General features: G+C 72.2%; 10 protein-coding genes. 5 read left to right on the forward strand and 5 right to left on the reverse strand.

The genetic code is table 11. The features are described 5' to 3' along the window. Window positions 1–25: 25 nt before the first annotated feature. The 3 genes from BDW27_RS26180 (at window position 26) to BDW27_RS28100 (ending at window position 4155) form a co-directional block, all read left to right on the forward strand. Window positions 26–1621, forward strand: a complete 1596-nt coding sequence (locus BDW27_RS26180) for a hypothetical protein (RefSeq protein ID WP_110052344.1) — start codon at window positions 26–28, stop codon at window positions 1619–1621. A 179-nt stretch (window positions 1622–1800) separates the two neighbouring features. After that, window positions 1801–2538, forward strand: a complete 738-nt coding sequence (locus tag BDW27_RS26185) for an SDR family NAD(P)-dependent oxidoreductase (RefSeq protein WP_110052346.1) — start codon at window positions 1801–1803, stop codon at window positions 2536–2538. A gap of 282 nt (window positions 2539–2820) precedes the next feature. Beyond that, entirely contained in the window at window positions 2821–4155 is a 1335-nt protein-coding gene (locus tag BDW27_RS28100) for a hypothetical protein (protein ID WP_304592624.1), read from the forward strand. Between the two features lie 6 nt (window positions 4156–4161). Here BDW27_RS28100 and BDW27_RS26195 read toward each other — a convergent pair whose 3' ends face one another. Both BDW27_RS26195 and BDW27_RS26200 read right to left on the reverse strand, forming a co-directional pair. Continuing rightward, window positions 4162–5646: a sodium/glutamate symporter gene (locus BDW27_RS26195; RefSeq protein WP_110052348.1), complete on the reverse strand. Its 1485-nt coding sequence runs from the start codon at window positions 5644–5646 to the stop codon at window positions 4162–4164. 402 nt (window positions 5647–6048) lie between these two features. Beyond that, window positions 6049–8142 (reverse strand): hypothetical protein, encoded by a 2094-nt coding sequence (locus tag BDW27_RS26200; RefSeq protein ID WP_233515942.1) that lies wholly within the window; start codon window positions 8140–8142, stop codon window positions 6049–6051. Between the two features lie 259 nt (window positions 8143–8401). Between BDW27_RS26200 and BDW27_RS26205 the strand changes: the two genes are divergently transcribed. Further along, window positions 8402–9736 (forward strand): hypothetical protein, encoded by a 1335-nt coding sequence (locus BDW27_RS26205; RefSeq protein ID WP_017544878.1) that lies wholly within the window; start codon window positions 8402–8404, stop codon window positions 9734–9736. A gap of 16 nt (window positions 9737–9752) precedes the next feature. Here the strand turns inward: BDW27_RS26205 and BDW27_RS26210 are convergent, their stop codons facing one another. From BDW27_RS26210 to BDW27_RS26220, 3 genes are all read right to left on the reverse strand, one after another. Continuing rightward, window positions 9753–10808 carry a hypothetical protein gene (locus BDW27_RS26210; RefSeq protein ID WP_199560773.1) on the reverse strand — a complete coding sequence of 352 codons (1056 nt, stop codon included), beginning with the start codon at window positions 10806–10808 and terminating at the stop codon, window positions 9753–9755. Between the two features lie 187 nt (window positions 10809–10995). Further along, complete coding sequence (locus tag BDW27_RS26215; RefSeq protein WP_110052352.1) at window positions 10996–11406, reverse strand: YchJ family protein; 411 nt, start codon at window positions 11404–11406, stop codon at window positions 10996–10998. A 572-nt stretch (window positions 11407–11978) separates the two neighbouring features. Further along, complete coding sequence (locus tag BDW27_RS26220; protein WP_110052354.1) at window positions 11979–12566, reverse strand: histidine phosphatase family protein; 588 nt, start codon at window positions 12564–12566, stop codon at window positions 11979–11981. Between the two features lie 202 nt (window positions 12567–12768). Here BDW27_RS26220 and BDW27_RS26225 point away from each other — a divergent pair, with 202 nt between their 5' ends. Next, on the forward strand, window positions 12769–13500 hold the full coding sequence (locus BDW27_RS26225; RefSeq protein ID WP_199560774.1) for a class I SAM-dependent methyltransferase: 732 nt from the start codon (window positions 12769–12771) through the stop codon (window positions 13498–13500). Window positions 13501–13729: the final 229 nt, after the last annotated feature.

A 13729-nucleotide genomic window follows, 5' to 3' on the forward strand; every position in this document is an offset into this window, starting at 1 on the left:
CCCCCGGGAGACAAGCGAGGACGCCATGACCGTTTCCCCCTCCGTCACCGACGCTGTCCGTTCCTGCCTCGACTGGGCCCGCGAGACCCGCCCGGCCCGTCGTGTCGACCCGCGATTCCTCACCCGGCTCCTCACCGTCCACGGCCACGTCCGATCCGATCCGACCGACTGGGACCGCGACGACGTCACCCGGGTCGTGCTCACCCTGTCCGCCGGGGGCCCGCTCCCCGAGGACTTCCGCGCGACCTGGCTGACCTGGTGCGACCACCTCGTGGCCAGGGAGCTGCTCGGCCCCGAGGAGAGTCCCCGGGCCCTGCGCGCGGCGGTGGAGGAGGCCCTCCCCCTCCCCCGTGATCAGGTCCCCTGGTCGGGGACCGCGGACGGCGCCCCGTGGTGGGGGCGCCTGTGGGAGCCGGAGGACCTCCCCCGAGTGCACCTGGCTCCCGCCGAGAGCTCGGCCCCCGCGGCTCGCGCCTGCCCCGTCCTGAAGGGGGCACTGCGTCTGACCGCGTGGGCGGGGGCGGGCCTGCCCCTGGCTGAGGGGGTCGAGGAGGAGACCCTCACGGACCACACCGTGGACGAGGCCTCGGCGCATCTGGGGCTCCCCCGCGAGCGGGTGGCGCGGCTGTTCGAGGTCGCCCTGCGCGCCGGGTTCCTGCGGACCACCTACACCGAGGTCCGTCCGGGCGCGGCGGCACGGGACCGGGACGACGACGCCGGGATCGTCCTCTCCTGGGTCCGTGCTCTGCCCGCGATGGTGGCGGAGCACGGCACGCTCGGGCTGCGTGTGCTCGGGGAGCTGTTCACCTCGGGCGGCGTGTGGACCATCCCCGATCTGGTGGAGGCCCTCCACCCGTGGCCCGCCCAGGCGGCTCCGGCGCCCTCGGTCCCGGCGCCGAGGGGATCGGCGTCGTCCCGGGACGAGCCGCTCCCGGCTCCGGAGGACCGGGTCGCGGCCGCGGTGGCGACACTGGTCCACGTGGGCGCGGTGGAGCCCCTCCCCGACGCCGGACTGCGGATCACACCCCTGGGTGACCAGGGCATGGCTCACCGGTGGCGGCGTTGGGGGATCTCCCTGCCCGGTTACCCGCCGACCGCGGTCATGACCGCTCGGGAACTGCTGCTCCAGCTCTGGGAGGGGCGTCCGGTGGACGCGCGGGTTCTGGGACGCACCTGGCTGACCGAGCGGGGCGTCCGAACCGGTGCCCGCGAGCTGCTGGAGGTCTGCGCGGAACTCGCCGCCTGGCGCCAGCGGCTGGACGTCTTCCGGCTCCTCGACGGCACGGACGACGGGTTGTGCGGGGTGTTCGAGGACTACCGCGACCACCCCGTGCTGGGCGGTTGGATCGCGCACGCCCGCAACGACCCCGGCCGCGTGCGGCTGGAGCAGCTCGTGGTGGTCATGTTGGACACCTACGCGCTGCGGGTGGAGCTGGGCGCGCCGCTGCCCGCCGACGCCCAGGTCTGGCGCGACCCGGAGACCGTCACGAGGCTGATGTGGGGCTCCGGTCACCCGGCAGCGGACGGCGTGCTGACCGCGATCGCCCTGGGGGCGCTGGGCCCGGACGCGGCGAGGGCCGCCCGCCGCGCCCGGTTCGGCACCGTGGGGGTGGGCCGCTGAACTCCTCGGTACGCGGCGCCTCCTCGACGTGCGTTCCCCTGCCCGCCGATACTGAGCGGCCGTCGGCCGCTGGCCGGTCCTTGAGGGCACGGAGCACTGCCCCTTCTGGGGCGGGGCGGTGGTCTCCCGCCCCGGGACGGTAGCCTCGGGTCGCCGTACCACCGTCGAAGGGTCGCTCCATGAGTCGCAACGTCCTGGTCACCGGTGCTGCCAGGGGAATCGGAAGGGCGGTGGCGACCGCCTTCGCGGAGGGCGGTGACAGGGTCGCCGTGCACTACGGCTCGCGGCGCGAGGAGGCGGAGGCCACCCTCGCGGGGTTGCCCGGGGAGGGTCACGTGCTGGTCGGGGCCGACCTGCGTGATCCCGAGGCCGCGGCGGCGTTGGTCGAGGAAGTGGTCGCACTCCTGGGCGGTGTGGACGTGCTGGTCAACAACGCCGCGGTGAACGTCGCGCACCCGGTCGCCGACTCCTCGTACGAGGAGTGGCGGCGGGCCTGGCGAACGACCGTCGACGTCAACGTCTTCGGGGCGGCGGACCTCTCCTACCTGGTCGCACGGCACATGATCGGCCGGGGCCACGGCGGGCACATCGTCAACGTCGGCTCGCGTGGTGCCTTCAAGGGCGAGCCGGACCACCCCGCCTACGGCGCCAGCAAGGCCGCGCTGCACGCGCTCGGCCAGTCGCTGGCGGTGGCCCTGGCCCCGCACGGCATCACGGTGGCGTCGGTGGCGCCCGGGTTCGTGGAGACCGAGCGCGTCTCCGCCCGGCTCACGGACGGGGTCCGGGCGCAGAGTCCCTTCGGCCGGGTGGCCGCGCCGGAGGAGATCGCCTCGGCCGTGCGCTACCTCGCCTCCCCTGAGGCGGCCTGGTCCTCGGGCGCGGTTCTGGACGTCAACGGCGCCTCCCACCTGCGCTGAGCCCGCGAATCCACACTGCTGCTTCCAGGATTCCAGGGCAGGCAATCCCGGACAGATCGTTAACGGAACCCCAAGCCGGGTTTTTCCGCCGACCTTCCCGGTTTGTCCCCCACCCGAAAGCCCCTTTCGACTGCGTTCTCCCCACGATGTCCTCGAAAACGGTCCACGGCCCCCGCTCCCGCTGTAAAAGTGAGAGAAACTCAGAGCGAGGAGAAGCCGGGGGCACAGATGTCATCCCACCATCCGGAAGCGCCGTCCCACCGCAGATTCGCGGCCCGTCCGGTGTCCCTCCTCCCCACCGAGGCACTCGCCCGCAGGGCCCTGTCCAGCCGTCTCCTGCGCGCCGCCGTCGACCTCGCTCGCTGGTGCGGCCCGGTCACCCCCGTGGACGTGGACGGCATGCCGGACCCGCACGACGTGCGCGCGGCCATCGAGAGGTTCGGGCTGTGGCCGAGCGGCCTCGGTCGAGACCGGGAACGACGCGAGGCCTGGGCCGAGGGGATCACCTGCGTGTCCCAGGCCGAGGAGTTCACAGTCGCCTGGCGCACCGCCCAGCACCTGGGCATGATCGAGTGCGAGACCGGTCAGGCCCGCCCCGCGCCGGAGCTGGAGCGTTGGCTCGGCTCCCCCGGCAGGGTGCTGCGGTGGTGGACCCTCGCCTTCCACTCGTGCGTCGAGCAGTCCCTGCGCGGTATCGCCAAGCTCGAACCCCACACCACTCTGGCGCGCCTGTACGAGTCGCCCAACGGGGCGCACGTGCCCCTGCGCCTGGTCACCCAGGAGATCCTGCCCGCCCGCGAGGCCCACTACCTTCCGGCCCGCTGCCCCGCCTGGAACACCGTCCTGCTGACCCAGGCGCTGTGGCAGCTCAGCGACACCGGAGCGATCTCCCTCGGCTGGCACGGCCCCCGCTCCGAGGACGCCCACACCCCCCGCGCGGCCCCGACCTGGGTGGAACTCACCGACCTCGGCCGGTTCGGCATCCGGCAGATCATCCTGGCCGAGGAACGGCCCGCGCCCCTGACCGAGGAGTTCATCCGGCTCGACGCGGACGAGTTCCTGGACGCCCTGGCCGACTTCTCCTTCGACGGCCAGCTCGTCGCCCTCACGGCGTGGCTGGACGCGCGCACCCCCGAACAGGCGCTGCGGGAGATCGTCACCGTCTCCTCCGGCCCCGGGCTGGCCCTGCGCCGGTGGAACGCCACCATGGCGCTCGGCACCATCAGTTCCCGGGTGGAACCGCAGCTGTACGCCCTGCTCCGCAGTGGGGACCCGACTCTGGCGAGTCTGGCGTCGGTGGTCCTGTTGGCCTCGCGCATGCTCTCGGAGCACGAGCGGGCCAGGCTGACCGCCGAGTTCGGTCACTGGACCGCCATCGACATGTTCGCCGCCGCCACCTGCCTCGGTGAGACGGGGCTGAAGTCGTTCCTGGTCTCCGAGGCGGCCGAGGGCATCGACCGGGTCCTGCTGGACGATGTCGCCCGGCTCTGGCGGCTCGAGCACCCGGACACGCGCTCCGTCCTGCGCATGCTCGGACAACACCACCCCGACCCGTCGATCGCGGCCCGGGCGCGGGCAGCCTCGGCCCACGCCCCAGCCCGCGTCGAGGGCGCCTGAACGGTCCTACGCGACCGGAACCTGTTCCTGGCCCTGCTCCGCCCGCTGCTCCTCCTTGCGACGCCTGCGCCGGAGCACCACCAGGCCGAAGAAGAGCGAGGCGACCATCGTCGCGGCCATGATGGCCAGGAAGCCCCACGGTCCGACCAGCGGGCTGACGATCAGCGGGATCGCGGCGGCGGTGACCAGACCACCGCCGAAGAACGGCTCGAACACCAGCTGCTTGTACCCGAACGCCGGGTAGGCGGGAGTCCTCACCTCGGGGTCGACCACGCGCATGAGCACCATGCCGGTGGCGGTGACCCCCAGGGACTGGCCGAACTCCCCGATGCCGCGCTCGAACCAGTAGTTCGGCATGATCCTCGGCGCGAGGAACAGGAAGGCGAACAGGCACCAGAGGATGCCCGCGATGGACAGCACCGCGAACGCGGCGATGTTGTCGGCGATGGCCTGGAGCGACAGGGTCGCCATCGCGGCGATGACCAGCACGTCCAGCGACAGGCCCTGGATGCGCTCCACCGACTGCTCGTCGACGATGTCGTTGCGGTCGAAGCGGTCGATGAACAGCTGCACGATGATGCCGCCGATCATCGCCAGCGGGAACAGCGGCACGTAGGCCATGATCTCGATGGTGTCGGCCCACACGACCTGCTCGACCCACTGGAGGGCGGACAGGACGAGCTGACCGATGATCACCGCGAGGGCCACCAGGCCGAAGTGCAGGGTCAGCGGGTCCATGGACGACGGGTGGATCGTCATCATGGAACCGGGGGTGCGCTTCTCGCGCTCGACCAGACCGGCCTGCTCGCGGTCGGAGCCCTTGTTGTCGGAGCTGATCACGCTCGTCTTGCCCCGGCGGGCGCCCCAGTTGATCAGGATGATGCCGATGACGACCCCGGAGAGCAGACCGATGGTGGCCATGCCCAGTGCCAGGTCCTGGCCCTCGGCCCAGCCCACCTGCTCGAAGGTGTCCCCCAGGCCGGCTGCGGTGCCGTGCCCGCCGAGGAAGCCGATCTCGATGAGCGCGCCCGAGATCACGGGGACGCCGAAGAACGGCGCCAGCACCAGCAGGGCGAGCAGCAGACCGATGACGTACTGGCCGCTGGCCACGGTGATGCCGAAGGACAGGTTGGGCCCGGCCAGGTCGATCGCCTCACGCATCTTCGGCATGCGTTTGCCCAGGAAGAGGCTGGCGAAGACCACCGAGATGAGGAGCCCGGGCAGCGAGGCCCACACGGACATGATGTCCACACCGAAGAGCCCGCCCTCCGCGGCGCGCTCGGCGAACCCCTCCGCGATGCCCCGGTCGGCCAGCAGTCCCATGGCCCGACCGAAGAGGTCGGGGCCGAGGAGCAGCGCGATACCGCCGCCGATGATCGAGCTCGGCAGGTACAACTTCTGTGTCAGCTTCCACCGGACGCGGACGAGCTTGGAGATCAGAAGCAGCACCCCCAGAAGGAGGAGCGCCAGACCAACGGTGTTAGGGGACATGTCTACCTCTCAGTACGGTCCCGTGGGCGTGCGGGGCACAACAGACGTGCCCCAGAGCGCACGGAACCCGTAAGAGGGCGCACGGACGCACGGAGGCTGCGGCTGGGTGGTGGAACGCGAACGAAAGTGACCCGAGTTACGCGAACGCACAGGGAATCCTACACAGGGTCACGAAAGCTCCGGCACGCCCTCGGACCGGCCGGAACATCACGGTTACCCACGAGTAGACCGAGCTCGCGAAACACTCCATTCCCGACAGGAAAGAGGGGAAAGGCGAGAAACGCCGTGGTTGGCGCGTTCACGCACAGTCAACACCTCGTCCACCCCCGCGAGGCCGCCCCGGCACTACCCGATACACCCAGGTCCACACACCGTGACCATCAGCGATCTCGGTGAGGATGATCATGCTCCCTCCGTGCCGTCCGCGCCCCCTCCGACCCACCCCGGGGCGAAGAGTTCCCGGGCCGCCTCGCGCAACTCCCGGTGACGGGCCTCCCCAGGCCCGACCAGACCACACCCGGCCTCCGCACGGCCGCTCCCCGTTCGCGTCCCCCCGGACCCACCACCGTCCCTGGCTCCCCCATCCCGCCGACGGGATCGCCCGCCTTCGGTCCCGGCCTCCTTCACACGGCTCCCGATCCCGGGCTCCGGACCAGGGTCACCCGCCCGCCGGGGCTGCCGCCCCTCGGAACCCCCGCCCCACCGCGTCCGTCCGGTCTCCCCGCGCCCGTCCTCCGTCCGCTCCTCCGCGAGGCCTCTCCCGGCCGCCATCCCCCCATCGGCACCACCCTCCGGCGACCGCCGCGAACCGCCTGAGCGCTCGTCGTCCGGTGGAGCCGGGCCCAGCCCACAACGGACCGCCGCCACCGTCCCCGGGCTCCCGTGCGGCCAGGCCTCCCACCGGCACCGGCAGTGCCGGGACAGCGCCCGGCCGACCTCGGTGGTCGCACCGCCGAAGACCGCCCCCAGCAGTTCCGCCTCCCTCAGCGCCCGCAGCACACGGCCCACGGTGTCGGGTTCGGCCTCCACCGACGGCTGGTACCAGGTGACCGCCGAGACCAGCCACCGCGCCCCCGTGCGCGGCTCTCGCCCCTCAGCTCGTTCGGCCAGCAACCGCTGACCCACCACCCCGGTGCTGGTCCCCCAGGGCAGGTCGTTGAGCGCGCAGGCCAGGGCCCAGCGCGTCCGGGCCCGGCCGGACCGCACTCTGGAGAGGGACCCGCCCTCCGGTGCCGGCCACCAGAGCGCGGCGTCCTCCGTTCCCGCCCAGGCCTCGGCCAGCGCAGCGAGCCTGGTCTCCGTGTCGAGGTCTCTCCACGCCGCGGCCTGCTCGGACGGCACCACCCGGCCGAGGCGGACGGTGAGGAGCCCCAGGACCGCACCGGCCTCCAGCCAGACCCTGGCCAGGTCCTCGTCGCCGTCGGCCACCCGGGCGAGCCGCCGCCGCTCCTGCTTCATGAGCAGGCCGTCCACGCGCAGCCTCGGGGGGCGCTCGGCGACCGCCTCCAGGAGCCGGACGTCCGCCCCCGCCAGGGCGGTCAGCGCCGCGCGCGAGCCCTCGGCCACGTCGGCGCCCCCGCCCGGCGTCATCCGGTCCAACGGGACCCCCACCACCGCCTGCGGCGCGGGGTCGAACGGCCAGGGGTGGGCACCGCGAACCGCCAACGCCACCTCCCTCGGCATGACGAGTCCGTCACCGGGGTGTTCCGGGGGCAGCAGCAGACCGTGTTCGAACATCCAGTCCAGGTCGGAGTCCCCGGTGCCGTCCGCCGGAACGCTGAACGGCTCTCCGGCTCCCCTGGTGAGGAAGGTCCGCGCCTCGGTCCCGAGGAACGCGTGGCCCAGCAGCAGGTGGGCGACATCGTGCCGCGCGGCGTGGCACAGCTCCACGACGCGTTCGGGTGCGCCCAGAACCTCCTCGATCCCGTCCGTCAGGGTGGCGCGTTCCCGGGTGGGGTCCAGTCCCAGGGTCAGGGCGACCCTGCGCACCCCGGCCAGGTCGAGCCGGCCCAGACCCTCCCGGACCGTGGGCGGGACGTGAGGCAGGCCGAACTGCTCGATGGCGTCGTCAGGAAGGTGGTAGCCGTTCCGCCCGTCCGGCCACATCAGCGCCAGGTCCACGAGGTCCGCGACGGTGGCCTCCGCCCGGACCCGCGCCAGCCCGGGACGGTCGGCGTCCAGTCTCGCCAGCAGCGTCTCGTGCTCCACCGGCCCGGGCACCCTCTCCCACGGATCCCCCTGGTCAGCCCTCGCCTCACGGAGGCGTTCGCGGTCCTCCACCGCGCCGACCGCCGCGTAGAGCACCTGGTGGTGGGCGAGGGTCAGCCGTTCGAAGGCCCCCGGGCGGTAGGCCAGGATCGGCAACAGGTGCAGGAGGGTCGGGGGTGTGGCCCGCGCGTACCGGACCACCCCCTCCGTCAGGGTGGTGAGGAGGACGGCGACCCGTTCTGCGGTCATCGATCGGACATGTGACTCCAGCGCGGTGCGACGGTCCATTCCACCAGCCTAGACACGACCCGTCCCCGGCATCGGACCCGAACCGCGTTCTGTGGACAACCACCTCCCGGGTTCGTACCGATCTGCGCGAACCGGCCCGCCACCCGGTGCGGGGGCGGTACAAGAGGGGTTCACGAAGACCTGCGGAGCACTCCCCCCGTACCGAGTCCGCAGACGAACACCCGAAGAGAAACCGGGAGCGGACATGCCCTCTCATGACCCGTCGAACCCGGAGCACCCACCCCTCGCCGCAAGGCCCGTGTCACTGCTCCCCGCCGACGCCCTCGCCCGGATGGCGCTGGACTCCCCACTGCTGTGCGACGCCCTCAGCCTGGCCCGCTGGAGCGCCCCGGCCACCCCGGTCACTCGGCACGGGGTGCCCGGCATCGACGACGCCCGGACCGCCATCACCCGGTTCGCGCTCTGGCCGCCCGACCTCCCCTGTCTCGTCACGGAGCGCGCCACCTGGCTGGGCGGGCTCCACTCGGTGGCCGATGTCGCCCACTTCGTCGTCCCCTGGTCCGCGGCCCTGCGCCTGGGCCTGGTGGAGATCGACGACGCCCACGCCCGCCCCGCACCGGGACTCGAACACCGGGTGCGCGACCCCGCACAGGTCCTGGGCTGGTGGTTCCGGGAGTTCGAGCACACCATCGAGCACGCCCGGGGCGAACTCACCCGCTCGGACCCGCCCACCCCCGGTACCACCGGCCCCGACCTGCTCCCCGGGGTACTGCGCCACCTGTACGAGGCCCCTGACGGTTCCCGCCCGGACCTGGACACCCTGGCGCGTGAGGCGCTGCTCTCCCCGACGCCTCCCGTGACCAGCGCCACCGACCTGCTCCTGCACGTCCTGTGGCAGCTCTCCGACACCGGGGCGGTCGCCCTGGACCACCGCCCCACCCACGCCACGGGGCCGGACGGTCACGGCCACTGCACCGTCGAACTCACCGCTCTGGGCCGTTACGGGGTCCGCCAGCTCCTGCTGGAGGTGGGCATCCACGCTCCGCTGGTGGACACCCTCGCCGAGGCCCGCGCCGCGCGCTTCCTGGACGCGCTGTCGGTGCTGCCCGTCGAGGAACGCCTCGCCGAGGCCGGTCCCTGGTTGGACCGGCGCGGCCCCGCCGAGGCACTGCGGCAGATCAGCGCGGTCGTCCACGGGCCCGGTGTGGCCCTGCGCCGCTGGGTGGGCACCCAGGTACTCAACACCACGAGTTCCGAACTGGAGCCCGAACTGCGCTCCCTGCTGCACTCACCGCGCCCCGCCGTGGCCAGCATGGCGGCGGTCGTCCTGCTCTCCTCGGGGATGCTCACCCAGCGGGGCATCGACCGGGTCCTGGGTGAGCACGGACCGTGGGTGGTGATCGACATGATCGCAGCGGCGATGACCCCCGACAACGCGGACCTGCCGGAGTTCCTGTCCGCCGAGGGCACCCCGGACGTCGAGCGGACCGTGTTGGAGGACCCCGATCCGGTCCGTTTGCGAGCGCACCCGGACACCCTCCCCGTCCTGGACGCCCTGTCCCGCCACCACCCCGATCCGGACACCGCCTCCCGAGCGGGCGAGCTGGCCCGGCGGCTGCGCGAACGGCGCTGACCACCGGGCCCGCACCTCAGCCCTGACGCGCCAGGGAGTCGACGAGGGAGGCGAACTCGTCGTCCGAGGTGTGCAGGGTGACCGACCTGGTCTCGTGGTCGAGGGTCATCCCGACCGGTCGCAGGTCGAGCGGCTCCCCCTGCGCGCGGCCCCGTGACCCCGGGTGCCACCAGTACAGCTGGGGGCTGATCGGCTTCTCGGCGTCGTCGGCGAACCGCTGGGCAAGCTGGCCCAGGTGGTCCATCCCCGCGATCGGGTGTCCCTGGCCGAGCGGGTGGGCGAGGATCACCTGCGGTACGGGGAAGGCCACGAGGACGCCGTGCGGGGCCTCCCCCACGAACCGGTCCAGCGCGTGCGCGTGGGCCCCGACGTACGGGTGCTGGGCGCCGAGGTGAACGATCCTCGCCCCGCTGAGCTCGTGTTCGCTCGCCTCCACCGGCTCCTCCAGCGCGCTGGCGACGGCCTCGGTGAAGACCTCGGCGTCGGGGCGTCCGGACTGCTCGTGGGTCACCCGCGACACCGGCTGGAGTGACTCGGGTCTGTCGATGACCACCGTCTGCCACAGGCCGGGGGCGATCTCCCGCGCCAGGAGTTGTTCCACTACGCCCTCGGGGAAGGCGCTGGCGGGGTAGAGCCGGACCCGCAACCGCCCGGAGGCGGGAGTGCTGACCGCCTGGTTGTTCCTGGTGGCCTGGGCGAACTGTTCGAGGGCCGCGTGGGCGAACGCGGAGGCGTGCTGGTTGACCTGCTCGGGGGTGGCGCCCTCCACCCCGGAGCGGAAGGAGCCGATGTCCGTGCTGATGCTCGGGCCGTCGGGGAGCTGGACGACCAGGGTGTTGACTCCCTGGAAGGAGGCCTGCGCGCCGACCTCGTGGAAGGCGTCGCGGAGCGCGGACACCACCACGGCGCCGTCGGAGGTCAGGGCGGACAGGATGCCCTGTTCGCGCGCGCTGTCCACCAGGTGGTTCGCCACGCTCGCGGCGATCTCGGACCTGGCCCCGGCTGAGCTGACGGCCGCTCGTTCGAAGGTCTCCCGCAGGTCGCTGTCCCGGAGGGCGCCGATCCCGGGCACGTTCAGGCTCGTACTGGTGGGAGGTGCGTACTCCGCGCTCAGGCCGGCCTTCCGGCAGGCGGCGACCAGGTCCGCGCCGAAGTCCGCGTACAGCCGGTCGAGCTCCTCCGGCCGGGTGCGCTCCAGCTGACCGGCCCACCACTGCGGGAGCGTGTCCCCGCTGTTCGTGACGGTCCGGTGTCTGGCCCTACAGGGCGTCGAGGTAGACCCAGGCGCCGTCGTGGCGCAGGAATCGGCTGTGCTCGTGCACCCGCCCCGCCTGGCCGTCCTCCCGGTAGTGGGCACGAAACTCGACGGTGCCCTCGTTGTGGAAGGGGGTCCCCTGACCGGTACCGAGGATCTCCAGTTCGACCCATTCGGTGGCCGGGTCCAGCCCGACCCCGGCCGGGCGTGTGTCCGGGTGCCATGAGCGGAGGAGGTAGGCCTCGTCGCCGACGGCGAAGGCGCTGTACCGCGAGCGCATGAGGTCCTCCGCGGTGGCGGCCTTCGCGGAGCCGTCGTGCAGCCTCCCACAGCACTGGCCGTACGCCCGGGTCCTGCCGCAGGGACAGGGCTGGTCTGCGGACTGGGGCGGCTGGAGGCGTGGGCGCTTCGACATCCCTCCATTGTGACGGCCGCCCACCACCGGTGGGTCCCGTCCGGTGCGTGGACCCGTTGTGCCGTACCGCGACACCACGGTCACGGGGATGCGACGAGATCCCCTTGAACAGCGGTCCCTGGACGCGGTCCTACGCGACACCGGTCGTGCCCGAAGAGGCGACGGTCCTGGACCGGGCCCTGCCCCTGGGCGAGGAGACCGGTCAGCCTGCGGCCTGGTTCCCACTGGGCTGTCCCTGGGAGGGCTCGTTCCCGGAGGACAGGGCGCGTATGGCCGTGGAGGCCGGGCGTCTGCGGGTGGAGTGGACGTCCGTGCCGGGAGAGGGGCCCGACACGGACGGCCGACCGGTCTACTGGCCGGGGCGGTTGGGGTGGCGTGGGTCAGGGGGCGGGAGCGAGCGGGGAGGTGGCCCGTCATCGGGAGCGGGGCGTGGACGAGGGATCGGGAGTACGTTTCCTGTTCGCGCTTCGATGTCCATCCACGGGGACCGTACCCAGAACACCGGCGGGCATAAAACACGAAATCGCCTTTTCCTCGCGACCACGCCTTTTTCGATGACTCATTCCCCAGGACTACCAGGAACGGTTCCAGGAGGTCAGGACGGGACGCCCGTGTTCCGTTCCGAGAGTACTGACCGAACCCGTGTCGAGACGGAACAGAGCCCCTCCCGAAGGCGGCAGCCCGAGCCTTCTGGCGGTCAGGACGCGCAGGAGGTGGCTGTGGGCCACCAGGACGACGTCGCCCGTTTCCAGCGCCGGGGCGAGGTGGTCGAGCACCCGGTCGGCTCTCGCGCCCACCTGTTCCGGGCCCTCACCGGGGAACCCCTTCGCGCCCGGCGGCACCCCGTCCGTCCACAGGTTCCAGTCGGGCGTGCTCCGGTGGATCTCGGCGGTGGTGATCCCCTCGTAGGCGCCGTAGTCCCACTCCACGAGATCGGGATGGGTGTCGGCGCCTTCGAGACCGGCGAATTCGGCGGTGCGCACCGCCCGGTCCAGCGGGCTGGTGAGCACGAGCGCGAACTCCCGGTCCTCCAGCATCGGGCGCACCGCCCCCGCCTGTCGCTCGCCCTCCTCGGTCAGGGGAAGATCGGTGCGGCCGGTGTGCCGACCCACCCTGCTCCACTCGGTCTGCCCGTGCCTGACCAACACCAGTTCGCCCATCCCGGCTTCCTTCCCGGGACACGGTCAGCCCATTCTCCCGCGTTCGAAAAGCCTCCGAAAGGATCATCTCCGAAAAAGCAATGCGAATCCGCACAAAAAACGACTGCCCTCTCCGAAAAGGACCTCCACCCGGCACGGAGATAGGATTCGAGGCGATTCACCAGCACGAACGCGGAACCCACCCCCGGGAGGAAGAAGAGAAATGCCCACCGTTGATTGGAATCGCCGGACCTGGGGAGGTACGCACACCTGGGAGCGGAGCGGTGACGAATGGGCCCATATGGCCGCCTACTGCGGTCAGCCCTACGAGGAGTGGAAGGCCGGGCTGGTCGAGGAGCTGCTCGCCCCAGGAGCTGCCCGGGGCACCTCCCTGGAGATCGGTCCGGGACACGGCCGTTGGACCGAGCACCTTCTGGAGCTCTCCCCCCGGGTCTGGATCGTGGACGTCAACGAGAGCTGTCTGGACCGCTGCCGTGAGCGGTTCGAGGGCCGCCACGGCCTCGACGTCCACCACACCCCCGGGTACTCGATGGACCCGGTCCCCGACGCGTCGATCTCGTTCGTCTGGTCCTTCGACGTCTTCGTCCACCTGGACCCGGACGTGATCTCCGGATACCTCGGCGAGGTCGCGCGCGTGCTGGAACCGGGGGCGACCGCGGTGATCCACCACGCGGGCAAGCCCGACTGGTCGCTGCGCCTGGCACCGGTGAACCGGCGCGCGGGCCGCCCCGGGAGGATCGCCCAGCGGTGGCTGAGCCAGCGCCGGTGGCGCGATGACGGCAACCGCTCCGACGTCTCCCCCGAGGCCTTCGCGGGCTGGGTCCGGGAGGCGGGACTGGAGGTCACCGGGCAGCGAACCTCCTGGGGCCCCGAGGGCCAGTACACCGTCGACAAGTACCGCGACTGCGTCACCGAACTCCGCAAGCCCGTGTAGGCGCACCCGCCCCGGGGAACGAACACGGGGCCCCGGCCACTGTCCTCCAGTGGCCGGGGCCCCGTCACAGTCGTCCCAGGGACTAGGCGGCGTCGGCGGCGCGCTTGGCGACGCGCTCAGCGCGCAGGTCACGGGCCTCGTCCGGGTCCAGGACCGGGGCGGCGGTGAGCAGCTGCCTGGTGTAGTCGCTCTGCGGGTTCTCGTAGACCGAGTCGCTGTCACCCATCTC

Source organism: Nocardiopsis sp. L17-MgMaSL7, assembly GCF_003182025.1.
GTDB lineage: Bacteria > Actinomycetota > Actinomycetes > Streptosporangiales > Streptosporangiaceae > Nocardiopsis > Nocardiopsis prasina.

Bases quoted from the DNA above. Each gene is read 5' to 3' on its own strand.
- BDW27_RS26180 (WP_110052344.1), top strand. From the start codon at position 26: ATGACCGTTTCCCCCTCCGTCACCGACGCTGTCCGTTCCTGCCTCGAC.
- BDW27_RS26185 (WP_110052346.1), top strand. From the start codon at position 1,801: ATGAGTCGCAACGTCCTGGTCACCGGTGCTGCCAGGGGAATCGGAAGG.
- BDW27_RS26195 (WP_110052348.1), bottom strand. From the start codon at position 5,646: ATGTCCCCTAACACCGTTGGTCTGGCGCTCCTCCTTCTGGGGGTGCTG.
- BDW27_RS26200 (WP_233515942.1), bottom strand. From the start codon at position 8,142: ATGGACCGTCGCACCGCGCTGGAGTCACATGTCCGATCGATGACCGCA.
- BDW27_RS26215 (WP_110052352.1), bottom strand. From the start codon at position 11,406: ATGTCGAAGCGCCCACGCCTCCAGCCGCCCCAGTCCGCAGACCAGCCC.
- BDW27_RS26220 (WP_110052354.1), bottom strand. From the start codon at position 12,566: ATGGGCGAACTGGTGTTGGTCAGGCACGGGCAGACCGAGTGGAGCAGG.
- BDW27_RS26225 (WP_199560774.1), top strand. From the start codon at position 12,769: ATGCCCACCGTTGATTGGAATCGCCGGACCTGGGGAGGTACGCACACC.